We start from the raw sequence: 21687 nt of genomic DNA, 5'->3' as shown, positions 1-21687 counted from the left end.
GCTCCGAAACCGGAGCTTTTGAAATGAGTTTTTAATTTATTTTCCTAATCCAAATCCGATTCCGGCATTGAATGAATTGTATTCGGAAACAGAATAAGATCCGTATATTCTTAAAATAGCAAGATTTAATTGAAACCCAATATCACTTCTAAAGCTGTTGAAATTCTTTTTATCAAGAGAAACCGGGTCTGTTATTGTGCTGTAAACAGGCATATTTGTTATCGGAACAGAACCGGTGATTACATTGTAATCTCCCTTAAGACCTCCGCTTGTTTTTGAAGTATTGTATCCCACAGCGACAAACGGTGTAAATACTAAAAGTTTTTTCGATAAAATCGCCTGAACATTGACACCGGAGATTTTAGCCTCTATTTCCTGGTTGTCATTAACCGCCGGGCTTCCGGAAGGTGGAGTATAATCTAACTTTTTATTGTATGAAAATTGGGTATAGCCTAAAGCTACTGCCAGGTCAAAAGGCAGTAATTTCCCAAGGGTCTTACCTGCAATGAGCGGAAGAAGTTCAACCTTCACACCACCGCCAATCATGTTAATAGAACCTACGTCACCTAGCTTAATTTCAGGAATTGCCCGTAAGCTAACATCAATACCCTTGATTAAGCCCACTGTGGCCTGTAACTGCGGCGCCGGAATTATCGGTATGTTAGCTCCTTTAGGGAGATTAAATTCCTTGATTTTATCGTTGCCATTATAGATTTCTACTATTGGGCCAGTGGTTTTATCTCCGGCTGCTGTCGGTGATAAGGGATTCTGACCCGATTTAAGTCTAACAGAGTTGGATAAGCCTAAAGCTGTAACATCAAAAGTTTCATCTTCTTTAGGAATAAAAGCTCCCGTCAGAGAAAATCTTACATCAAATCTTCCAAGGTTTTTAGAATGTGCTGTATTTGCCCATCCGGAATTTAATCCGATACCGAAGCCTTTGAATATTGGACTCAGATAGGCATTGGCTAGTTTTGTTGCGTCAGGACCCACCTGGGCCAATTCTGCAACTCCATCCTGCGCGTACACAACATGAGAAAATACTAAACAACTTACAAGTAATGTAATTTTAACTAGGCGGTTATTTTTCAATCTATTCGAATTAGTGTTTATAATATATTTCCCGTATCAAAAATGGGAAAAAATTTAAGAACACTTTTATATTTTTCCTGAACTTCTTCATAGCTTAACAATTAAAAAATTTAATACGAATAAATTAAGTATATGTTTCTCTGACATGAATTAAATTTCAAAGTTTAATTTTGCGGAATGGCTGAGGACGTTGAATTAATAGAACAGGAGGAGCAAGATCTATACGAACATCTTAGGGTAGTGGTTGATAAAGGGCAATCGCTTTTAAGAATTGATAAGTTTTTGATGCTGCGAGTCGAGAATGCATCAAGAAGCAGAATCCAAAATGCAATAGAGACGGGTAGCGTTCTTGTGAATGATAAACAGGTGAAGGCAAGTTATAAAGTTAAGCCGGCTGATGTTATTTCTATTGTATTGCCACACCCGCCTCGTGATACAGAGGTTTATCCTGAAAATATTCCATTAGATATAATTTATGAAGACGATGACGTATTAGTAGTTAATAAACCGGCTGGAATGGTAGTACATCCTGGTTATAACAATTATACGGGCACACTTGTTAATGGCCTTGTTTATCATTTTCAGCAACTTCCCCAGCTACCGGGTAATGACGGAAGGCCCGGCCTGGTTCATCGCATCGATAAAGATACTTCGGGATTGTTACTTATAAGCAGGAACGAATTTGCTATGTCGTATCTTGCGAAACAGTTTTTTGATCATAGTATCACCAGAAAATATATAGCCTTAGTTTGGGGCGATTTAAAGGAGGATGGTACAGTGACAGGTTATATTGGCAGAAGTTTACGCGATCGCAAAATTATGGATATCTATGATGATGAATCAAAAGGAAAATGGTCTGTAACGCATTATAAGGTTTTAGAGCGTTTTAACTATGTTACGCTTATTGAATGTCAGTTAGAAACCGGCCGCACTCATCAAATACGGGCGCATATGCAACATATAGGGCATCCTTTATTTAGTGATGCTTCCTATGGCGGTAATAAAATTATTAAGGGAACGGTATTCAGTAAGTATAAACAATTTGTTGAGAATTGTTTTGAGATTATACCGCGTCAGGCCTTGCATGCTAAATCTTTGGGATTTGAACATCCGGTAACGAAGCAACGTATACACTTTGAGTCCGATTTACCTGCTGATTTTCAGGCCGTAATGGAAAAGTGGCGAAATTATGTGTCGAATATAAAAGCAGATTAATCATTTAAGGGTTGTAATTGAGAATATTTTATCAAGTTTATGAATTTCATTAATTATAACGGAGAGATTGTTCCGGCAGTCCAGCCGGTTCTTACAATTGCAAACCGCTCCTTCAGATATGGAGATGGATTGTTTGAATCAATGCGTTATTTAAAAGGAAAGCTAAGATTTGCAGAACTTCATGCCGAACGGTTGCAGCGAGGAATGATGGTTTTAAAGATTGATGGATATTCAAAGCTAGATGCCAGGTTTTTAATCAATAAGGTAGAAGAACTGGTTAAGAGAAATAGCTACGGACAGAATGCCCGGGTCAGACTAACTGTTTATCGTGATGCTGAAGGGTTATACAGCCCTGCTGGAAACCAGTTTGGCTACGCGATTGAAATGAGCAAATCTGATGAAGGAACGTATATTAATCAGGCTAAAGGATTAATCGTTGATGTCTATGATGAAGTTACAAAACCAATAAATATTCTGGCAAATCATAAAACTTGCAACTCTCTGGTGTATGTGATGGCAGGCATTCACCGAAAGGAGAATTCTTTGGATGAAGTTTTCATTCTGAATAATACAGGTTTTTTATGTGAAGCAATGAGCGCAAATGTGTTCGTTGTATTTAAAAAGAAGATATATACGCCCGCATTGACGGAGGGTTGCATTGCAGGGGTAATGCGAACCGTAGTTATGAAACTTGCAAAAGAGAACAAAATGGAGGTGATAGAAGCGCAAATCAATCCCGATATTTTAAATGAAGCTGAAGAAGTATTCCTTACGAATGCTTCGCGAGGAATACAGTGGGTTATGGGTTTTAACACCAAGCGATACTTTAATGAAGTATCAAAGGAGTTAATTGGAAAATTGAATGCGTCAATAACTTAGCTGTTTCGTCTGTTAAGATCTAAACCCTCTTAAAAACTCCTCGATATTCATTCGTTTCTTCCCCTCCAGCTGAATATCTTTAACACAAATGAAACCATCCAGGCAAGCAAACCTGAGATAGGTTTTATCATCACTAAGAAATCCTCCGGGTTGTATGCCAGGCTCTTTGCTCAATAATTCAGCAGAATAAATTTTTAATATTTTATCTTTAAAAGAGGTATAAGCTGTTGGATAAGGACTTAGACCACGGATGTGATTATAAACTTTTTGTGCCGGTAAATTCCAGTTTATGAGACAATCTTCTTTAAAGATTTTTGGGGCATGGGGTAATTCATCAGTCAGTAAAGCGTGTTTTATTGCCTCTTCCTGAGAAACGGGAGTATAATCACCAGCTTCAATTGCTCTTACCGTTTTAACCAATAGCTGAGCTCCTGAATACATTAATTTGTCGTGAACTTCGCCAGCTGTCTCACTGTCGCCTATAGGCACTTTCTCAGAAAATAAGATATTTCCGGTGTCAATTTCATGCTGAAGAAAGAAAGTGGTCACACCAGTTTCTTTTTCGCCATTTATAACAGCCCAGTTTATAGGCGCAGCCCCGCGATAATAGGGAAGGAGTGAGCCGTGTAAATTAATTGTTCCCATAAGAGGCATATCCCATACTACTTCGGGAAGCATTCTAAAAGCTACAACAACTTGTAAATCTGGATTAAGCGTTTCAAGCTTTTTAAGAAATTCGGGGTCTTTTAGTTTTACTGGCTGAAGAACTTCCAGGCCTTTAGAAACAGCATATTGTTTAACTGCAGATTCTTGTATTTTTTGACCTCGTCCGGCAGGTTTATCGGGTGCAGTTACTACTGCAATTATTTCAAATCCCGCTTTTAAAAGTGCATCCAACGATGCAACTGCAAAATCAGGCGTACCCATGAATATTATTCTCATAATGATATATTTATTGGTAGAGTAAATATTTTTTTCGCATCAGTTTGTAATGTGATAATGAAGGTTCCCAAGACCGTCGAATCTCATCCTCAGTCTTTCCGGATATTATTTGCTCTTTAAGACCTTCTGTACCGGCTAAACGGTCAAAGTTATTTATCTGTTTGTTTTGTTTATAGTCAAAAAACTTATCTTTTTCAGGGTATGTTTTATACAGCTCAATCAGCCATTTCAGATTAATTCTACCTGACCTAAGAAAATTGTCTGTGTTATACTTTCTTAAGTCCAGACCATAACATATCTCGTTTTGATGTAATGGTGTTTCACTCATGCCTGGTATACTCACCGGCTTAAAGTTAAAAGTGTATTTGCCTTTTAACTTTGGACTTCCCAGCACCTGGAAAGGGAAGTAGGTGCCCCTTCCCTGACTTATTATTGTTCCTTCAAATAAACATAGGGATGGATATAAGAGAATAGATTGTTGTGTATTTAAATTTGGAGACGGCTTAACAGGAAGAGTGTATTCAGTTAAGTGCGTATAGTTTGCCATTTTTATAATGTTCAGTTTACACTGGATTTTATTTTTTAACCAGCCTTCTCCGTTTATCATTTTTGCATATTCACCAATGGTCATTCCGTGAGTGATCGGGACAGGATGCATGCCGATAAATGATTTGTATTTTTCCTCAAGAATTGGTCCGTCGATAGAGAATGCATTTGGATTTGGCCTGTCTAAAATCATCAGTTCCAGGTTATTCTCAGCGCAGGCTTCCATTAAATAATGGAGCGTTGATATGTAGGTGTAAAACCTTGCTCCAACATCCTGAATGTCGAAAACCATTAAATCAATGCCTTTTAAATCCTCTGTTGTAGGCTTGTAATGTGATCCATAAAGAGATATTACGGGTATGCCGGTTCTTATATCGGTATTATTCTCCACCCTGGCCCCCGCACTTGCCTGGCCCCTGAAACCATGTTCAGGTCCGAATACTTTTACGATGTTGATGCCGAGGTTCTTAAGGCTGTCAACACTATGCTTATTGCCGATAATGGAAGTCTGGTTTAAAACCATTCCGATCCGTTTACCTTTAAGAAAGGGCACGTACAATGTTGTCTGTTCCGCTCCGGTCATCAGTTTGGCCTTTTTTACATTGTTAATTGCATCAATATCAACAGTGTAAGGGTTCGGAATATTTGTTCTGAAAGGAGGCCTGGGTACTGGATTACCAGAAATGCATGCTGATATAAACGTAGCGGAAAGTAATATGGTAAGAATAAATAATCTCATTTTATATTAATATTTAGTTCAACCAGCAAGCGATGGAAATTTTTGCATCTTTGCTAAAGTACAAAAAAACAGTTATAGCTTGAATCTAACGGCTTTTATAGCGCAAAGAATCACTTTTAAATCTAAACGCACTTTCTCTAAGTTGAGTGTGCGCATCGCCATTCTTGGAATCATGCTGAGTCTTAGCGTAATGATTCTGGCAGTGGCTGTAGTTAAAGGATTCAAAACTGAAATCCGGGAAAAAATAAGAGGATTTTCGGGAGATATCCTTTTAATAAAGTACGATCTCAATTCATCATACGAAAACTCACCCTTTGTTCTAAATTCTGATACATTAAAAAAAATTGAAGCCCTTCCCCAGGTACAGTATGCACAGCCATACGCGATTAAGCCCGGTATTATTAACACCGACAACGAAATTGAAGGTGTGGTTTTTAAGGGCGTCGACAAATCTTTTCACTGGGATTTTTTCAAAAAAATCCTTGTAAAAGGCAGAGTTATTGATTTTAAGGATAGTATAGCTGCGAAAAAACAAATTTTAGTTTCACAACATATTGCAAACCGCTTAGGTTTGAAGGTAGGCGATGATTTTCTGATGTATTTTATCCAGGAAAGTCTGCGAAGACGGCCCTTTAAAATTGTAGGAATTTATGATTTAGGAGTTGAAGAAGTTGATAAAACATATGTAATCGGCGATTTGTCGATAATAAAAAAGCTCAATAATTGGGAAGATAATCAGGTTGGCGGCTATGAAATACGTGTTAAAGAGTTTGGTAAATTAGATCAGACAAGCAATGAAGTGTCTGATCTGATTAATTTTAGGCTCAGGTCCTTTTCAATTACAGAGTGGTATACTACTATTTTTCAATGGCTTTCTTTGCTCGATATAAATACCCAGGTGATACTTATATTAATGCTTGCAGTAGCAGTCATTAACATGATCTCAGCACTGTTAATCATCATCCTTGAACGAACCAATATGATTGGGATATTAAAAGCCCTCGGAAGTTCAAACTGGAGCATTCAGAAAATATTTTTGAGTAATGCCGCATATCTTATAGGTTTTGGACTACTGCTGGGCAATGCATTAGGAATTGGGTTGGGCCTCCTGCAAGCCTACACGCATCTTTTTAAATTAGATCAGGCCTCCTATTATATGTCTTTTGTACCAGTTCAATTAGAGTGGCTTGATATAGTATTCCTTAATATCGGTACGCTGATCGTGTGCTTGGTGGTATTGATCATACCATCGATGCTGGTTACCAGGATTAGCCCTGTTAAAGCAATTGCATTTAAATAATATTTTTTAGTTTTTTAATTTAACAAGTATTTCAGCCGTCTGAATTTCATTGCTTTCTAACATCGGATGTGGATTCACACCTGTTAAATAAACACTATATAACCGGCCATCTAAGTTTAGCGTAACACTATCAGAGTCTTGGTATTCGTAATTAACTGAGCCAAGATGCAACAGGGTTTCGGCTTTAGAGTTGCTGATATTCGAAACTTCGATTCGTACGCTTGCTTCTCCAGGGTCGGAACAATTCAAATGATCTTGACAACGATTGTCGCTAATGTTTTTCACCTGAACAAATATTCGTGATAATTCATTTTGAATTACCACATGTTCATTCAGGGATGATGTAAACGGTATATTAAATGTATTCTCTTTATCGATATGAATCGATTCTTTTTCACAGGATAACATGCAAAAGCATAAGCACACAAATGCCGCGGGTATTAGTGTAAATGTTTTCATAAATAGATGAGGTGGTAGATTGTGTTTTTATTTCGATCGATTAAAATTAAGTTTCAAATTCATGCCCGCTGCTCCAAACCTTAAATCATTAGCGCCCAATCCGGATAATGGATATTTAACAAATGGTTCTAAAGTAAGCTTCGTTTGATTATTTATGCGATGATCCAGGCCCATTGAGAAATTTAACACTTTAGCAAAGTCAAAACTCTGGAATTTGCTGCTGCTTTGCAGAGTTGGTTCTTTGCTGTTATTTGTTTGATAATTGAAAGTATAGGTGTACGATTCATCAATAAAGAAGTTTGAGCTGAATCCTGTGCTTAAATAAAAAGTATTTTTCTTCTCAAGTAATGTGTATTTTAAATTAACAGGAATATCCAGACCCAAGAGTTTTGCATCGTAAGAATTGATGGAATAACTTATTGGATTTAACGATGTAATGCCCTGTTTATTGGAAAGATTTAATGGAATTGCATCATGTGAGCTGGCAAAACTTAATGCCGCCTCCCTGGGAATAAGTTGATTGTACTTTAGCGAATTCTGGCCCAAAGAAACTCCGGTTGAAATCTTAAGTTTTTTAGAGATTTTCAAGTCGGATGTTAACCCAAATCCTGTATTAATATTAGTTCGGCTTCCTTCAGCATAATTAAAGTAGCTTCCTGCAAAAATATCTAAACTTAATATTTTACCCGATAAAGGCTTATCCTTTTTTTTATCTTTTTTATCGACTCGAATTAAATTAGATAACTGTTCTTTTGATATGACTTCTGATGGATAAATATCAGTTATTCCCCCAGATTTATCAACCCATGTGCCTGTTGAGGATTCTGTTTTTGATGAATCAGAGGGAGAAATTGCATTGGAAGCCAATTCTGGTTTTTCGGTTTTACCTGGATTTGGTGTTAAAGCCATAAGTGTTAAATCATGCTGCGAATTTTCAGACATTGATTCTTTTTCAGGCGGCGATTGTTGTGCTGAGTCATAGATCATATCCTGATCTTGGTTAGATCTGGTTTTGACATTACGCAATTTTTTAGTCGCTAGATAATCGGGCTCAAGGGATGCTATCGGATTTTCTGTCAGACTACTATCTCCTGATATGGTATCTGGAAGCAGAGTAGGGCCGGCTGTGTTTTCCAGAGGAGATGATTTTACGATTTTAGTTTCTTCCGGCTTTTTCTCGTTAGTTAAGAACCAGACGCTGCAAAGTAATAGGATGGCTGCTGCTGAGCTTACCCACCAGATCGCTGTGCCGGGTTTTGAAGCTTTTTCAGGAAATTGTTTACGCAGTTCCATCCAGCTCTCATTTGCTGAGCCATCCTCGAAGTTATCGAAGACCTCGTTTATTTTCTTTACGAGTTTCTTATCGAACTGATCACTCATACTATCTCCTGTTGCTCTGTTAAATATTTCCTTAACTTCTCTTTTGCGCGGCTTAAATAAACCCTCGAAGAACTCACCGGAATATTTAATATGTTTCCAATCTCATCGTGATTATATCCGTCAATCTCATAAAGATTAAAAACCATCCTGTGAATTTCAGGAAGTGAATCAAGTAGTTTTAATATGTCTTTAGCCGACAACTGATCTATAACTTCAGCAGATTTACCCACATAGGCCGCCTGCTCAATATCTAAAAGATTTGAATGTTTTAGATTTTTTCTCAGACAATCTATTGATGTATTAACCACAATTCTTCTCAGCCATGCCTTAAAAGGCTGGGTATCTTTAAAGTATTGTATGCCTTTAAAAACCTTTATAAACGAATCGTTAACCACTTCCATTGCATCATCTCTGTTAGAAAGATATCTCATACCAACACCCATGGCATATCCATAAAACTGCTTATAAAGCAGCTCCTGATACTTGAGGTCCCCCGACTTACATTTTTGTATTAATTCGGGTTCTGATATGCCGGTTATTTTTTGCATTAAAATTGCGCTTCAGTTTATAAGCATCGCCGTTTTTCAGCATTACAACCGGTGAGCATTCCCGTTATCTTTACAATACGGATGTTAAGATAATAATGCTACAGGTAACAGATAATGAACTGAAATTTCAGGTAAGTAAAAGTACAAAGAAATTTTTATGACAAGCTTTTTGCTTCATTCCAAAAGACATCCATTTCTGCCAGTGTCATATCTTTAAGGCTCTTATTGAGACTTACAGCTTTGCTTTCAAGATATTGAAATCGTTTTATAAATTTTTTATTGGTTTTTTCAAGAGCGTCTTCCGGATTGATATCAATAAACCTGGCATAATTTATTAATGAGAATAATAAATCACCAAACTCATCTTCCGCTTTATCTTTATCAATCATCGTTTCATCCGCAGCGTTAAACTCATCTCTGAACTCTTTCATTTCTTCTTCCACTTTTTCCCAGACCTGGCCTTTTTCTTCCCAGTCAAAGCCAACTCCTCTTGCTTTTTCCTGAATTCGGGATGCTTTTATTAAAGCAGGGAGTGATGAAGGTACGCCTTCAAGTACCGATTTATTGCCTTCTTTTAATTTTAATTTTTCCCAGTTGCGCTTTACATCCTCTTCATCAATTACCTGCACATCGCCGTAGATATGAGGGTGACGATGTATAAGCTTATCGCAAATGCTGTTAAGAACATCAGTGATGGTAAAATCGCCAGTTTCTGAGCCTATCCGTGCGTAAAAAACCAGGTGAAGCATAATGTCACCCAGTTCTTTTTTTATTTCCTGTTTATCGCCCTCAAGAATTGCATCCGATAATTCATAAGTTTCCTCAATGGTGAGATGTCTTAATGTTTCAAGGGTTTGCTTCTTATCCCATGGACATTGATCCCGTAAGGTATCCATTATGGTCAGCAAGCGTTCAAATGCTGCGGGTGGTGTTAATGCTTGAGATGGAGGGATATTAGAAGGCATATGGAAAGAAAGAGAACTGTAATAAATATTTTTTTAATCTAAAGCAGGCATGAACTATTTTTCAGGATGCGATTTACCTCTATGACAAGTTGCACAGCTTACTTCCATCACTGCCTGGTTATATTGACTTTTCTTTTCGCCAAAATTTTTGATATTTAGCTTATTGGTCATTTTCATCATCTCTCTTGCTGAAACTTTCTCTTCCTTAGCATCACTTGCATAGTCCATTTTTTTTGTTTCCTCATTCCTTACGTGGCAAAAGTTGCATCTCACGCCTAATGCTGCATTGTAATGCTTCATTACTTTTTCAAGCTCCTCGTGACTTATTTTTTTAGGGAGAACTTTAAGATTGGTGTGCTCAGGTTGTGTTTTTTCTTCTTGCTGGGGCATTGTTGCCGAAGTGCCGATGATGATAGCAGAAAGCAGGATCAGAATGAGAAAGGTACGTGATTTCATTTTTTTTCGATTGTTTTAAGGTCTCTAAAATAGTTATAAAAACAGAATGATTTTAGTTTTTTATAGCCCTTAGCATCTCTCTTTTGCCTGGTGCTCCGGGGGCTTTTTCAATTTCAAATCCAAGTGATTTCATAGACCGTTTTAAGTTTCCTGTGATGGCATAAGTTACGAATACTCCTCCGGGGTTCAAATAAGCACAGCAATGTTCCAGAGCCTGGCTTGTCCACATTTCGGGTTGATGAAGGGCTGCGAATGCATCAAAATAAAGCACATCAAAACGATCTGTGCTTGTAAACTCTTCAAGCTTGCAATTGGCAATATTTAACTTGCAAAAATCATTAAGTTTAACTTCATCGGCTAAACTTGCTTCATAGTTTTTCAGAAAAGTCTTATGCAAATTCCTGTTAATGAAATTTTCGTATTCAGTAGAACTAATCATCTCAAGCGATAAAGGATAAGCTTCGATACCTGTATAGCTTAAAGAAATCTGATTTTGCATGCAATAATCAGCGCTCAGTAAGAAATTCAAGCCTGTTCCAAAGCCCACTTCCAGAATTGAAATATGCTTTTGGTCATTTTTTTCAAGGAAGAACTGAAGTCCGGATTTTAAAAATACATGCCTGCTTTCTTGCAAAGCTCCATGTTTGGAATGATAGTTCTCACCTACATCGGGATTATAAATGGTTTTTGAGCCATCAGCGGTTGTAACGAAATGCAAATTTATCATTGATTAATTTATGCCTTTAAAGTTAAAAGTAAAATAACTGATTGATGATCTTAATTCGAAATCAATAATTCGTGTATTTTTGCTGCATGTATCAACTGCTAAAGCCTTTTTTATTTAAGTTCGAACCCGAAAAAATTCACCACTTCGTTACAGGAACTTTAAAAACTTTAAATGGGATATGGGGAGTTTCCTCTGTTCTAAAAAAAACATTTCAATTAAATGATCCCCGTTTAGAGCGTGAAGTTTTTGGTTTAAAATTTAAAAATCCTGTTGGATTGGCGGCAGGGTTTGATAAAAATGCGTCCTCAATTTCTGAGCTCTCTAATTTTGGATTTGGTTTTATTGAAATTGGAACAGTAACCCCTCTTCCTCAACCAGGAAACGATAAGCCCAGGATGTTTCGCCTGCCGGCGGATGCAGCATTAATAAATAGGATGGGTTTTAACAATGAGGGAGTGGGAGTGGCAGCCCTTCGGTTAAAGAAACTAAAACGTGAGGGTTTAATAATAGGCGGAAATATTGGTAAGAATAAACTTACGCCGAATGAGGATGCAGTAAGTGATTATATTAAATGTTTTGACGCCTTATTTGATGTGGTGGATTACTTTGTAGTAAATGTTAGCTCGCCCAATACTCCGGGTTTACGGGCATTACAAGAAAAAGAGCCTCTGAAGCATATACTAAATACCTTGCAGCAAAGAAATTTGAAAAATGGTGTTTCAAAACCTGTACTTCTAAAGATTGCTCCTGATTTAACGGATGCCCAATTAGATGATATTGTGGAAATAGTTCTGGAAACAAAAATTGCGGGAGTTATTGCAACAAATACCACTATTAGCAGAGATGGGCTAATTTCTGAAGAGAGTCTTAAAACTGAATCTGGTGGCTTGAGTGGAAAACCTCTTGCCAAAAGGTCCACAGAGGTTATACGTTATTTATCAGAGAAATCGCAGAAAGCTTTTCCAATTATTGGAGTGGGAGGGATTCATTCTGCTGAAGATGCAATTGAAAAGTTAGACGCAGGAGCTTCTCTGATTCAAATCTATACCGGTTTTATTTATGAGGGGCCGGGCTTAATAAAGGAAATTAATAAGAGAATATTAAAATCTTAGAACTCTAAGATTCATTAAAATAAAAAATCCCGGAGCAAGGCTTCGGGATTTTTTATTTTGAAACAAGCAAAACTATTTTGCCTGCGCTACGATTTGAGCTAAAACTGCGTTGTTTTTCGAAAGCTGGCTTGTTGCAGATTCTTTAGAGCGGCTGCCTATTTCCAGGTTACGACCTAATTTAAGAAACTGAACTTCCATGCGTGAAACCGTTTTATTTCTTCTGTCTTTTCTTTTTAAACGTGTAACTGCCATAGTGTTAATTTTTTTAATTTTTTCCTTGAGGTCGGAAGCGGATTCGAACCGCTGTAGAAGGTTTTGCAGACCTCTGCCTAGCCACTCGGCCATCCGACCTTTGTTAAGGGAGTGCAAAAATAGTAATTTATTATTGCCACCCAATATTATTTACTTATTTCTTTTTATTTCTGAACAAATAATTGCCGCGGATATCGCAACATTCAATGATTCTGCTTCTCCATATCGCGGAATAGTTACCACGTTATGAATTAAAGTCTTTACATTTTCAGAAATTCCGTTCCCTTCATTTCCTAATATAATATACCCTTCTTCACCAAAAGTGGTTTCAAATAATGAATTACCTTCGAGCAGTGCACCATAAATTTTCATATTGACATCAGACAAAAATGTGCTAAGGTCCTGGTAATATATATGTATCCTGGAAAGTGAACCCATGCTTGCCTGCACAACTTTTGGATTATAGGCGTCTACTGTGTCTGAAGAACATATAATGTCAGCAAATCCAAACCAGTCGGCAGTTCTTATAATTGTTCCTAAGTTGCCCGGGTCCTGAATCCCATCTAATACCAGCACGAATTTTCCTTTAAAACTTTCTTGCTGTGGAATGGTTCTTTCAGGGATTTGTATAAGAGCCAATGCATCATGTGGGGTAGTTAGGGTGCTGATTTTTTTTAATTCAGAAGATGTTACTTCCTGCAGTTTTACTTTCTGTGATAAATTGTACAACTTTGGGGCTGCTTCTGGAGTATGAAAGATTGTAGTTACAATATAGTCGGATTGTACAAATTCAATAATCGACTTACTTCCTTCTGCTATGAAGAGACCCTGTTCTTTTCGATGTTTTTTTTGGTGTAATGCATTTACAAAACTGATTTGAGATTTTGAAAGCATATTTATTCGTTCGTCCTTTATTTGTTGCAAGTATACTGTTTTTAGTGCTTTTTTTGGGAGGCTGTTCTGCCACAAGATATCTTTCTGAAGATCAAAAGCTTGTAAGACGTGTGTCTATTGAAGGAATAGACAAGCAATTTTCCGAACAGGCTAATTTATATGTTCAACGTGATATTATGCCTAATTCACGATTGAACCTGGCTTTATACAATTACTTCAATACTAAAAAAGGTAAATACAGAACGGATCGGATCCGGGATATTGGAGAAGCGCCTAATCTTTTAGACAGTTCTCTAGTTGAAATTTCCCGTCGTGAACTGGAGAAGTTTTTATTTGATAAAAGCTTCTTTAAAGCCAAAGTTAAGAGTGATATTATTGTAAAAAACAAAAAGGCCTACATTACTTTTACTGCCGTACCCGGACCCTCATTTACAATTAAAAATTTCTCGTACGTAATTCCTGACGCTGCCGTAAAGCAATTGTATATGGAGAGCAGGCCGTCATTTACCAATATTACTGAAGGTACAAGGTATGACGGTGATTCATTGAGAAATGAAAGTAAACAGGTGTTTAACCTGCTTCAGAAAAGCGGTTTCTATGATTATAAAGAACAGTATGTGAGGTTTACAGTCGATACAAATCTTTATGAAAGCGCAGCTAATATTAAGTTGTTCCTGGACAATCCGCTCAATCAGACAGAACATAAAGTGTATTACATGAATAATACCTCCTTTCTGATAAAAAACAGTTATGGAAAAACTACCGGAACACCTGATACCTTACTCATAGATTCACAATACTTCTTCAGGGATTATTCCCGCAGATTTGAACCAGAAAGAGTTTTAAGCTATAATTATTTAAAGAAGGGTGAAAAGTACGATATTGATAAGAAGAATTTAACTTACGACAGACTTTTCGATTTGAATGTTTTCAAAAGTGTAAAAATTGATTACGTAAAAACCAGCGACAGTCTTAGTCTTGATGCCTCCATTGAGGCCGTTCCAATGAAAAGATTAAGTAACCGGGTTGAGGGGGAATATACGTTTAATTCGGGTAGAAGCGGTTTTAATATTGGTAATACTTACACTAACCGGAATGTTTTTGGCGGTGCAGAGCAGCTTGATTTCAGGATTAGATATGGGTTATTATTTAATAATGCAATAAAGGGCAATCTGGTTGACCAGATATTTAATCGGGATCTTCAGTTTGGAATTACCCTTACCTTTCCAAGGCTTTTAGTGCCTTTTAATACAGATAAGCTTGGAAAGAACGGAGTGCCCCACACAACGATTTCCAGTAGTTTACAAATATTTGATCAGCTGAATGCCTTTAAAAGCCGTCTTTTTATAAATTCACTAACCTACGATTGGGTTGAAACCAGGACGAAGTTACATTCATTTACTCCGCTGAATATAGAATATCGGAACGGGATTTTTGATGGAAATTTTAGAGACTCATTAGAAGATGCTGGTTACAATTTGTACTTGAAAACAAATGACCGGCAATACTTTAATTTAGGTAGTCTTTATACTTTTACCCTGAATGCCTCTAAACTTTTAACGTACGATAATTTTATATACTTCCGTACATCTACTGATATTGGTGGAAATACTTTAAATCTGTTAGATAAGGTGTTAAAAAGCGACAGTACCTTTTTGGGATTGCGTTATCTGCAGTATGCCAAAACCGATTTCGATATGCGCCTATACAGAAGTTTTGGAGGAGAACGCCAGTTTATTGCAAGAATAAACCCGGGCATTGCCCATCCTTATGGTAATTCCACAACGCAACTTCCTTTTGAGAAAAACTATTATGCGGGTGGCTCGAGCGGTATAAGAGCATGGCAAGCCAGAACCCTCGGCCCCGGGAATTATAACAGGGATACTTTAGATAGCGATGATCTAAGAAGAAGTCTTATAAACCTTGACCAGTTTGGTGAATTAAAAATGGAGGCGAATCTGGAATACCGGTTTAAAATTTTAAATAACTTTTTTGGTTCTAAACTTAAAGGAGCAGCCTTTACAGATTTTGGAAATGTTTGGAGAATCAGAAAGACTGACAATAATCCTGGTGGAGAGTTTAAATTTAATAAGTTCTTTAATCAAATAGCGATAGGAGCGGGTGCAGGCTTAAGGTTCGATGTAGAATATTTTATTTTCAGATTTGATGTAGGGGCTAAGATAAAGGATCCACAATTTAAGGGATCTGAACAGTGGGTTATTAAACAGATTTTTAATAATGAGTTTAAAGAAGAATATTTAAGGACTCACGCCCCTGATACCTACAGGTTTTTACAATATAATTTCGGTATAGGAATGCCTTTTTAAAGAGCAGATTTTAACCCGTCGATAATGGTTTCAAAAAAGGTCGGTATACCCAGACCTTTGCTCGAGTTAAAAAAGAAAATTAATACTAGTAACAGTACAGCGAAAATTAAAAATTTCCGGAAAATAGTGGCAATTGCTATAATTATTAAGGGAATTATCACAAGGATCAGCCAATTGATTTTTATTGGATTTAAGTTCTCTCCCTTTTTTATTACGTAATATAGTTTTGAATGAGTGCCCAGATCGTTTTTATGCTTAATGTATACAAATGTTGATTTTTCGATTTGTTGAGGAGAAACAGCGATACCGTCATTAAATCTCAGTTCCTGCTTAAATCCGTTAATGCTGAATATAAATGTACCGTTGACACTTTCCATAGGCCTGTCGGCCGAATCAGCGGCTATCACGGCAAGTTTATCATTTTTTAATAAATGTTCTTTGACTAAAAAGTTATTTACTGAGACAGATTGAGCGTGAAGGTTTCCGGCAGTTAAAAATATGACAAGCAGTATAATTTGAAATCTCATAAATTATAAAATCTCGTGAAAGGTAAATACTTTTTAATAACAAATAATCGATTTTTACAAATTACCAGGGCCTGAAATAAAAAAACCGCCCTTTTTGGGGGCGGTTCGGTAAATTGATGTTTCTTTATTTAAAAAGCATATCCTAAAGAGAAAGAGATAACCCGGTTATTAACTTGACCGTTACCACCATCTCCACTTGGACGCAGATCAGATAAACCTAATCCATAACCTGCACCAACGTTAAAGCCGTTATTTAACTGCACGCCACCAAGTACGTTCACGCCAAAATCAAGTGCTTTTAAATCGTCGCCTGCTTCATCACCAAATTCCAAATCCGACTTTGTAGTAGAGTTAGCTACTTTATCCGTAAATTTCCTTTCTCCGGCTAAGCCAAATGATGCATAAGGACCTGCACCAAGGAAAATATTTGTACCAGTTGCTCCCAGAGGTATTTTACCTACCAAATTTACCGGAACTTCAAGCCACATGGTATTGTCCTTGATTTCGTAAGTGTTATTATCAGTATATTCTGCACCTTTCCCCTGAAGAGATAAACCAGGTTGTACAGAAAACATGCTTCCTACCGGAAGATCAAGATAACCAGTTACATGAAAATTGGTGGCATGGTCAGTAGTTGGGTTATCGGCATCATCTTTACCATAACTATATTTGGCTAAGTTAACGCCAGCTTTTAATCCCCATTTTGTACTACCAACTGAAGTCGTCGTTTGTGCATTCACAGCGGTTCCAGTAACAAGGAACGCTACTGCTAATAAAGCTAATTTTTTCATAATATTTTTTATTGTGTGTATAAAGGGTTGTTCAATCACCAGACCAAACTTCCTCTGAGTAAAGTTTGAGCTAAAACACAAGCTGTTAGAGTTGAAAAATAGCCTCCAAATCTTTTGAGAAGATATAAAATGGCCTTTTTTGTAGTCGTTTTGTCCATAAAAGTATACGGAATTATCAAAGGTTAGGCGAGTTAAAGGTATCTCCTTGATTAATGTCCCCGGTTTCGTAACCTTTTTTAAACCATCGCATGCGTTGGGCAGATGTTCCATGAGTAAATGCATCAGGTACCACCCGGCCTTGCGATTGTTGCTGTAACCTGTCATCGCCTATAGCATTCGCGGCATTTAATGCTTCTTCAATATCGCCTTCCTCCAGTATACTTTTCATGCGCTGAGCGTGATGCGCCCAAACTCCCGCAAGGAAATCCGCCTGCAGTTCTAATTTTACTGATAACTGATTGTATTCCTCCTGGCTCACACGACCCCGGGCCTCGTCCAGCTTGCTTGAAGTTCCAAGAATGTTTTGAATATGATGACCAACTTCATGGGCTACCACATAAGCCATCGCAAAATCACCAGGAGCCCCAAATTTATTTTGAAGTTCATCGTAAAATGTAAGGTCAATATAAACCTTCTCATCGCCTGGGCAATAAAATGGCCCGGTTGCAGAACTGGCACTACCACACGCAGAATGTACAGCCCCGCTAAACAATACTAAGGTAGGTTCTTTATAATCGCTTCCGGATTCGGAAAAAAGTTTATTCCAGACATCTTCCGTATCTGCCAGTACAACAGAAACAAAATGACCTTTTTTATCCTGATTTACTTCCGTATCCAGAGGGGCCTCCTGCTGGGTTCCGCTACCGCCACCCTGAAACATTCCAAGCAGTTCCATCGGATTTTGTCCTGTTAATAAAGAGAATATAACAGCAATAACAGCGGTAACCCCTCCACCGATGGCAAGGCCGCCACCGCCGCTTCGTCTATCTTCTATATTGCCGCTTCCGCGTCTTCCCAACCATTTCATAATATTGTTTATTTGGTCAACACTATATGAATATGCTTTGTTTTAATAGACTCGTGTAGTGAAATATGCCATGTAATTAATCTAGTAATACAGTCTTGATTTTTGGGCGAAACCTGATGGAAATTCAAACAAAGAGTTTAAGTTTAAGGCTTGAGTCGGTTTAACGTCTGATATTAATGAGGCGTTTACGCTCGCGGATTTCAAAAATGATATTTTCATTATCTTTCTGTGTCAGATCCACATTGAAGGTCTCCTGAAGGACCCTGAAATCTTCGTTAAAAACGTTCGTATTGACCTGGATCAGATAGGTATCATCAGATAAATTGAAGAAAAACGCTCCGTCTTCATTTGTCAAGGTTGAAAATGATTCTCCTTTTGAGCTGATAGCTGTGATTCGGATGTTAGAAGCATTAAACTCCTTTTTGCTAAACGGGTCTTTACTGAGGTTTAAATGCCCTGATAAAAATTTACTTTTTTGAAACGGAATGTAAAGATCCTGGCTCTTGGAGACGTTAACCGAGGGCTTGAATCCATTTTTGGCAATCCAGCCTTGAATATTGTTTACCTGACCGAGGTCAATAGAATAATCTCCCTGTTTAATATTCTGGTAAAATGCTTCTCCCTTTTTATTTGTAGTGAAATTTTGATTCCCAATGCGGATGCTTGCTTCAGGAATTGCTTCATCAGGTAGATCGTAAACACTGTTACTGTTATTATCTTTAAACAATACTACTTTGAGATTCCGGTATTTCTGTAATCCAATTAATGGCGCAGTAAGATCTTTTTTAATGCTAAGGTTCAATGAATTTAAGGCATTCATATTACCAAAATTGTGATTACCATAAAAACGTAATGATAATCCATGTTTGTTTAAATCCAGATTCAGGTCCATCCGGGCAACATAACTTCTTTCATTAGTTGGGATGTCATGTGCGTAATTTAGTTCCAGCCTGGTAGTTAAGTTGTTCTTTAAGAAATTTCTCTCAATATAGGGTGCAATTTGATACCGTTTATTTTGAAGGCCGGTTTTAGAATAGGCAAGAAGTTCTGCATAATACAGAGGGCCCTTATCCAGTCTGAAACTCAATCCCAAACCTTTTGATTGAATGGAACCAAAGACATTAATTGCAGGAACAGATTTCAGGCTGGTATTTTGGGGAGCAAAGCTATTTAAAAGGTTTGCAGAGAGCGATAAGGTGACGGATTTAAAAATGCCAAAGCCTGAATTAATATTTAGCTTATGAGACCTGAATAATATGTTGGTAACACTATCCTGAAGCTGATCAACAATTGATGTGGTTAATGTGATATTATTTCTGTTTTTAATAAAACCACCTCGTAACCCAATTTCGCTGGTTTTTCCGCCAAAGAGGTAAATGAATTGATTTGAATCGATAGTACTTACTGCCCGGTCACTATAATCTGCAACAGCTCCTCCAAAGTAACGCTTAACAACATAGCGTATTTCATTTGAAGAACGTTTAACACCACGCTCCAAACCAGGAAATTGGCGGGAGGTTAGACTGTTAGTAGTGCGGACAATAAATTTGGGAGAAATATAATCGTAACGGAGTCCCGCAGTATGGCCATTGCCCTTATGATTAAAACCAGGAATTTTAATAATTTCTGTACCAAATCCTCCTAACAATGTTAAAGATCCTGAACTACCTATATCCTTATTAAACTCCGCGATATTAGAAAAGCTGTTGTTTTCATTCCCCGGATCCAGGCTGGCCAGAGTTTTATTTACAATATTGCTGGTCTTTCCGATGGGGAGTTGCTGTTCAAGACTAAACTGATTGGCATCACCCAAACGGCTTTTAACACCCATAGCCTTGAGTTTGTAACCCCTGTCTGACCTATATTCCATTCGCCCACCAATTCCATCAATCAGGTATGTGCTAAATTCTGTTTGGTTTCCAACTGAAAAAGTCCAATGCTTGGAAAGATAATCAATGTGGGCATAGCGACTGTTGTTTCCTGTATTTTCTGTATAAAAATTATTCGACCGAAAATTGAAAGAAAGCGAGCGGTTTTTTTCAAGTGAAAGAGTTCCGGAGCTGTTAATATAGTACACCTGCTGTGATTTTACATTGAAATTTTGAGAAACAAGCTCGATGAACATTGGAGCTGTGTACCACAGGGAAGGGTTTTCTCTGAACAGTGTATTATTGCTGAACACTTTTTGAGAAAATACTTGCTGGACTTTATCTTTATTGGTAATCTCTATGCCTATATCCTGTGTTTTGAATTCTTCCAGATAACGAGGTTCTGTTATTATACCTATCCGAATAAGAGTATCGGAATTTGACGGCAGATTAATTTTGTTATTGCGTTTTGGAAGGGTTAATTCCAAAGAAGTATTTAGATTTAAAACCAACTCCTGCATGATATTTCCTGTATTCGATATTTTGACCTGAAAAAATGTTTCTTTGTTTATTCTGTCAAGCTTAAGAACAGGATTAAGTAATGATGCCCGCCATTTGGAGTTTGCCCGAACTCTTGCTATATAAGTATAAGGTACTTTTTTCTCAATCCCCGGGTTACTTAAAATTAGTGTGATGGCATAGATCTGGTCGCTTAAGGCATCATTAGGAGATGCAATCCTGATCGGCAATTCTAACACCTGGTTAGGTTCAAGGGTAAATATTTTTCTGGTATCAAGCAGGGTTGTCCAGCCCTCTGGTAAATTAAGCTCCAGGCCGAAAATGGTTTTTACAGATGATGTGTTTTGGATAGTTACCCTATTAAAGCTAAGCGCACTACCCTCTTGTAAAACTGTATCTTTCAGAAATGAAACCCGGAGATTATTATTCAATGTTCCCTGGGCTTTTACGCTCAAAGAAAAAGCTAATAATAAACAACAGCTTATAAAATTTCTAATGATATGTTCGTTGAATGATAACAAGATGTATCCTATAGGATATATTTAAGATACGGGGAAAAACACGATTTCATAACTAAATCAAAGAAAGCTTTGTCAGAAGCTAAGTTCGGTTTTTATACGAAATATACAGTCAAAAAGTTTTTAAATTGTACTGATCGTATACGTTACGCCTATTGAATAATCTGAGGAGGGCGGATAATTAAGCCCGGGAGTTATTTTATAATCTACGCCCACGGTACTTGAACCCTTCGGGTTTTTTGCATCCGTTGTTCCGCTTAAAGATACTGAGGTAGTTGATAATGGTACATAGGTTCCGCCTGCGGTGTTTTTAAATTGAATGATGGAAGAAGGCATCGGATTGGCCCCATCCCCGCCATTGAAATTGGCGGCTGTAGCATTTATGTTGAGGAACCAAGGCTTATTTGACTGATAAGTTAATGTTACGGCATTGATTTTTTCGATGCCTGTCGTGAGCAGGGTCACATCACTGGTAAAGTCAAAATCAACGCTGGTTCCTCCACTTACCGAAAGACTTAATGCTTCAGGTACTTTGATAGTAATTATGCTGGTAGCTGTTTTTTGTGCCAAAGCCACGGAGGAGATAAAAATGAAAAATAATATG

Annotated in this window: 21 protein-coding genes and 1 tRNA gene; 5 read left to right on the top strand and 17 right to left on the bottom strand. The window is 37.5% G+C overall.

Annotated features, from left to right (window positions below):
* Nucleotides 1-36: 36 nt before the first annotated feature.
* The gene (locus tag WG906_RS02650; RefSeq protein WP_339990969.1) at nucleotides 37-1092 is read right to left on the bottom strand and encodes a DUF6588 family protein; all 1056 of its coding nucleotides are present in this window, start codon (nucleotides 1090-1092) and stop codon (nucleotides 37-39) included.
* Between the two features lie 177 nt (nucleotides 1093-1269).
* Between WG906_RS02650 and WG906_RS02645 the strand changes: the two genes are divergently transcribed.
* Together WG906_RS02645 and WG906_RS02640 are read left to right on the top strand one after the other, a co-directional pair.
* On the top strand, nucleotides 1270-2307 hold the full coding sequence (locus WG906_RS02645) for an RluA family pseudouridine synthase (RefSeq protein WP_339990968.1): 1038 nt from the start codon (nucleotides 1270-1272) through the stop codon (nucleotides 2305-2307).
* A 39-nt stretch (nucleotides 2308-2346) separates the two neighbouring features.
* Nucleotides 2347-3186, top strand: a complete 840-nt coding sequence (locus tag WG906_RS02640; RefSeq protein WP_339990967.1) for an aminotransferase class IV — start codon at nucleotides 2347-2349, stop codon at nucleotides 3184-3186.
* A 12-nt stretch (nucleotides 3187-3198) separates the two neighbouring features.
* Here WG906_RS02640 and fmt read toward each other — a convergent pair whose 3' ends face one another.
* Together fmt and WG906_RS02630 are read right to left on the bottom strand one after the other, a co-directional pair.
* Nucleotides 3199-4128 (bottom strand): methionyl-tRNA formyltransferase, encoded by a 930-nt coding sequence (fmt, locus tag WG906_RS02635; protein WP_339990966.1) that lies wholly within the window; start codon nucleotides 4126-4128, stop codon nucleotides 3199-3201.
* Between the two features lie 10 nt (nucleotides 4129-4138).
* On the bottom strand, nucleotides 4139-5413 hold the full coding sequence (locus tag WG906_RS02630) for an exo-beta-N-acetylmuramidase NamZ family protein (RefSeq protein WP_339990965.1): 1275 nt from the start codon (nucleotides 5411-5413) through the stop codon (nucleotides 4139-4141).
* Between the two features lie 79 nt (nucleotides 5414-5492).
* On the opposite strand from WG906_RS02630, the gene WG906_RS02625 reads away from it, so the two are divergent.
* Entirely contained in the window at nucleotides 5493-6713 is a 1221-nt protein-coding gene (locus WG906_RS02625; RefSeq protein ID WP_339990964.1) for an ABC transporter permease, read from the top strand.
* Between the two features lie 6 nt (nucleotides 6714-6719).
* On the opposite strand, the gene WG906_RS02620 is transcribed toward WG906_RS02625, so the two are convergent.
* The 6 genes from WG906_RS02620 to mnmC2 form a co-directional block, all read right to left on the bottom strand.
* Complete coding sequence (locus tag WG906_RS02620; protein WP_339990963.1) at nucleotides 6720-7121, bottom strand: hypothetical protein; 402 nt, start codon at nucleotides 7119-7121, stop codon at nucleotides 6720-6722.
* 78 nt (nucleotides 7122-7199) lie between these two features.
* Nucleotides 7200-8552, bottom strand: coding sequence for a hypothetical protein (locus WG906_RS02615; protein WP_339990962.1), 1353 nt, complete (start codon nucleotides 8550-8552; stop codon nucleotides 7200-7202).
* Entirely contained in the window at nucleotides 8549-9100 is a 552-nt protein-coding gene (locus WG906_RS02610) for an RNA polymerase sigma factor (RefSeq protein ID WP_339990961.1), read from the bottom strand. Before WG906_RS02610 ends, WG906_RS02615 begins: the two co-directional genes overlap by 4 nt.
* Before the next feature lie 155 nt (nucleotides 9101-9255).
* Nucleotides 9256-10065 carry a nucleoside triphosphate pyrophosphohydrolase gene (gene mazG, locus WG906_RS02605; RefSeq protein ID WP_339990960.1) on the bottom strand — a complete coding sequence of 270 codons (810 nt, stop codon included), beginning with the start codon at nucleotides 10063-10065 and terminating at the stop codon, nucleotides 9256-9258.
* A gap of 54 nt (nucleotides 10066-10119) precedes the next feature.
* Nucleotides 10120-10521: a c-type cytochrome gene (locus WG906_RS02600; RefSeq protein ID WP_339990959.1), complete on the bottom strand. Its 402-nt coding sequence runs from the start codon at nucleotides 10519-10521 to the stop codon at nucleotides 10120-10122.
* A 52-nt stretch (nucleotides 10522-10573) separates the two neighbouring features.
* Nucleotides 10574-11248, bottom strand: a complete 675-nt coding sequence (mnmC2, locus tag WG906_RS02595; protein WP_339990958.1) for a tRNA (5-methylaminomethyl-2-thiouridine)(34)-methyltransferase MnmC2 — start codon at nucleotides 11246-11248, stop codon at nucleotides 10574-10576.
* 86 nt (nucleotides 11249-11334) lie between these two features.
* On the opposite strand from mnmC2, the gene WG906_RS02590 reads away from it, so the two are divergent.
* A complete protein-coding gene (locus WG906_RS02590) occupies nucleotides 11335-12360 on the top strand; it encodes a quinone-dependent dihydroorotate dehydrogenase (protein ID WP_339990957.1) in 1026 nt (341 codons plus the stop codon).
* 72 nt (nucleotides 12361-12432) lie between these two features.
* Here WG906_RS02590 and WG906_RS02585 read toward each other — a convergent pair whose 3' ends face one another.
* The 3 genes from WG906_RS02585 to WG906_RS02575 form a co-directional block, all read right to left on the bottom strand.
* Nucleotides 12433-12612 carry a spore protein gene (locus tag WG906_RS02585; RefSeq protein WP_339990956.1) on the bottom strand — a complete coding sequence of 60 codons (180 nt, stop codon included), beginning with the start codon at nucleotides 12610-12612 and terminating at the stop codon, nucleotides 12433-12435.
* Nucleotides 12613-12640: 28 nt separating this feature from the next.
* A tRNA-Cys gene (locus WG906_RS02580) sits at nucleotides 12641-12711 on the bottom strand.
* Between the two features lie 51 nt (nucleotides 12712-12762).
* Nucleotides 12763-13536: a TrmH family RNA methyltransferase gene (locus tag WG906_RS02575; RefSeq protein WP_339990955.1), complete on the bottom strand. Its 774-nt coding sequence runs from the start codon at nucleotides 13534-13536 to the stop codon at nucleotides 12763-12765.
* On the opposite strand from WG906_RS02575, the gene tamL reads away from it, so the two are divergent.
* Nucleotides 13497-15833 carry a translocation and assembly module lipoprotein TamL gene (gene tamL, locus WG906_RS02570; RefSeq protein WP_339990954.1) on the top strand — a complete coding sequence of 779 codons (2337 nt, stop codon included), beginning with the start codon at nucleotides 13497-13499 and terminating at the stop codon, nucleotides 15831-15833. The two genes, WG906_RS02575 and tamL, sit on opposite strands and share 40 nt — an antisense overlap.
* Here the strand turns inward: tamL and WG906_RS02565 are convergent.
* The 5 genes from WG906_RS02565 to WG906_RS02545 form a co-directional block, all read right to left on the bottom strand.
* On the bottom strand, nucleotides 15830-16360 hold the full coding sequence (locus tag WG906_RS02565; protein WP_339990953.1) for a hypothetical protein: 531 nt from the start codon (nucleotides 16358-16360) through the stop codon (nucleotides 15830-15832). The genes tamL and WG906_RS02565 overlap by 4 nt on opposite strands.
* Nucleotides 16361-16488: 128 nt before the next feature.
* Entirely contained in the window at nucleotides 16489-17151 is a 663-nt protein-coding gene (locus WG906_RS02560; RefSeq protein WP_339990952.1) for an outer membrane beta-barrel protein, read from the bottom strand.
* A 175-nt stretch (nucleotides 17152-17326) separates the two neighbouring features.
* Complete coding sequence (gene ypfJ / locus WG906_RS02555) at nucleotides 17327-18178, bottom strand: KPN_02809 family neutral zinc metallopeptidase (RefSeq protein WP_339990951.1); 852 nt, start codon at nucleotides 18176-18178, stop codon at nucleotides 17327-17329.
* Nucleotides 18179-18338: 160 nt separating this feature from the next.
* The gene (locus tag WG906_RS02550) at nucleotides 18339-21020 is read right to left on the bottom strand and encodes a COG1470 family protein (RefSeq protein WP_339990950.1); all 2682 of its coding nucleotides are present in this window, start codon (nucleotides 21018-21020) and stop codon (nucleotides 18339-18341) included.
* A gap of 186 nt (nucleotides 21021-21206) precedes the next feature.
* Nucleotides 21207-21653: a hypothetical protein gene (locus tag WG906_RS02545; RefSeq protein WP_339990949.1), complete on the bottom strand. Its 447-nt coding sequence runs from the start codon at nucleotides 21651-21653 to the stop codon at nucleotides 21207-21209.
* Nucleotides 21654-21687: the final 34 nt, after the last annotated feature.

It is taken from the genome of Pedobacter superstes (assembly GCF_037622515.1).
GTDB lineage: Bacteria > Bacteroidota > Bacteroidia > Sphingobacteriales > Sphingobacteriaceae > Paradesertivirga > Paradesertivirga superstes.
The sequence above is the reverse complement of the archived record's forward strand: the minus strand, read 5'-3'. Positions and strand labels throughout refer to the sequence as shown.

What these genes read in the sequence shown, in the direction of transcription:
- WG906_RS02645 (WP_339990968.1), top strand. Translation starts at nt 1,270, where the DNA reads ATGGCTGAGGACGTTGAATTAATAGAACAGGAGGAGCAAGATCTATAC.
- WG906_RS02640 (WP_339990967.1), top strand. Translation starts at nt 2,347, where the DNA reads ATGAATTTCATTAATTATAACGGAGAGATTGTTCCGGCAGTCCAGCCG.
- fmt (WP_339990966.1), bottom strand. Translation starts at nt 4,128, where the DNA reads ATGAGAATAATATTCATGGGTACGCCTGATTTTGCAGTTGCATCGTTG.
- WG906_RS02630 (WP_339990965.1), bottom strand. Translation starts at nt 5,413, where the DNA reads ATGAGATTATTTATTCTTACCATATTACTTTCCGCTACGTTTATATCA.
- WG906_RS02620 (WP_339990963.1), bottom strand. Translation starts at nt 7,121, where the DNA reads ATGTTATCCTGTGAAAAAGAATCGATTCATATCGATAAAGAGAATACA.
- WG906_RS02615 (WP_339990962.1), bottom strand. Translation starts at nt 8,552, where the DNA reads ATGAGTGATCAGTTCGATAAGAAACTCGTAAAGAAAATAAACGAGGTC.
- WG906_RS02610 (WP_339990961.1), bottom strand. Translation starts at nt 9,100, where the DNA reads ATGCAAAAAATAACCGGCATATCAGAACCCGAATTAATACAAAAATGT.
- mazG (WP_339990960.1), bottom strand. Translation starts at nt 10,065, where the DNA reads ATGCCTTCTAATATCCCTCCATCTCAAGCATTAACACCACCCGCAGCA.
- WG906_RS02600 (WP_339990959.1), bottom strand. Translation starts at nt 10,521, where the DNA reads ATGAAATCACGTACCTTTCTCATTCTGATCCTGCTTTCTGCTATCATC.
- mnmC2 (WP_339990958.1), bottom strand. Translation starts at nt 11,248, where the DNA reads ATGATAAATTTGCATTTCGTTACAACCGCTGATGGCTCAAAAACCATT.
- WG906_RS02590 (WP_339990957.1), top strand. Translation starts at nt 11,335, where the DNA reads ATGTATCAACTGCTAAAGCCTTTTTTATTTAAGTTCGAACCCGAAAAA.
- WG906_RS02585 (WP_339990956.1), bottom strand. Translation starts at nt 12,612, where the DNA reads ATGGCAGTTACACGTTTAAAAAGAAAAGACAGAAGAAATAAAACGGTT.
- WG906_RS02565 (WP_339990953.1), bottom strand. Translation starts at nt 16,360, where the DNA reads ATGAGATTTCAAATTATACTGCTTGTCATATTTTTAACTGCCGGAAAC.
- WG906_RS02560 (WP_339990952.1), bottom strand. Translation starts at nt 17,151, where the DNA reads ATGAAAAAATTAGCTTTATTAGCAGTAGCGTTCCTTGTTACTGGAACC.
- ypfJ (WP_339990951.1), bottom strand. Translation starts at nt 18,178, where the DNA reads ATGAAATGGTTGGGAAGACGCGGAAGCGGCAATATAGAAGATAGACGA.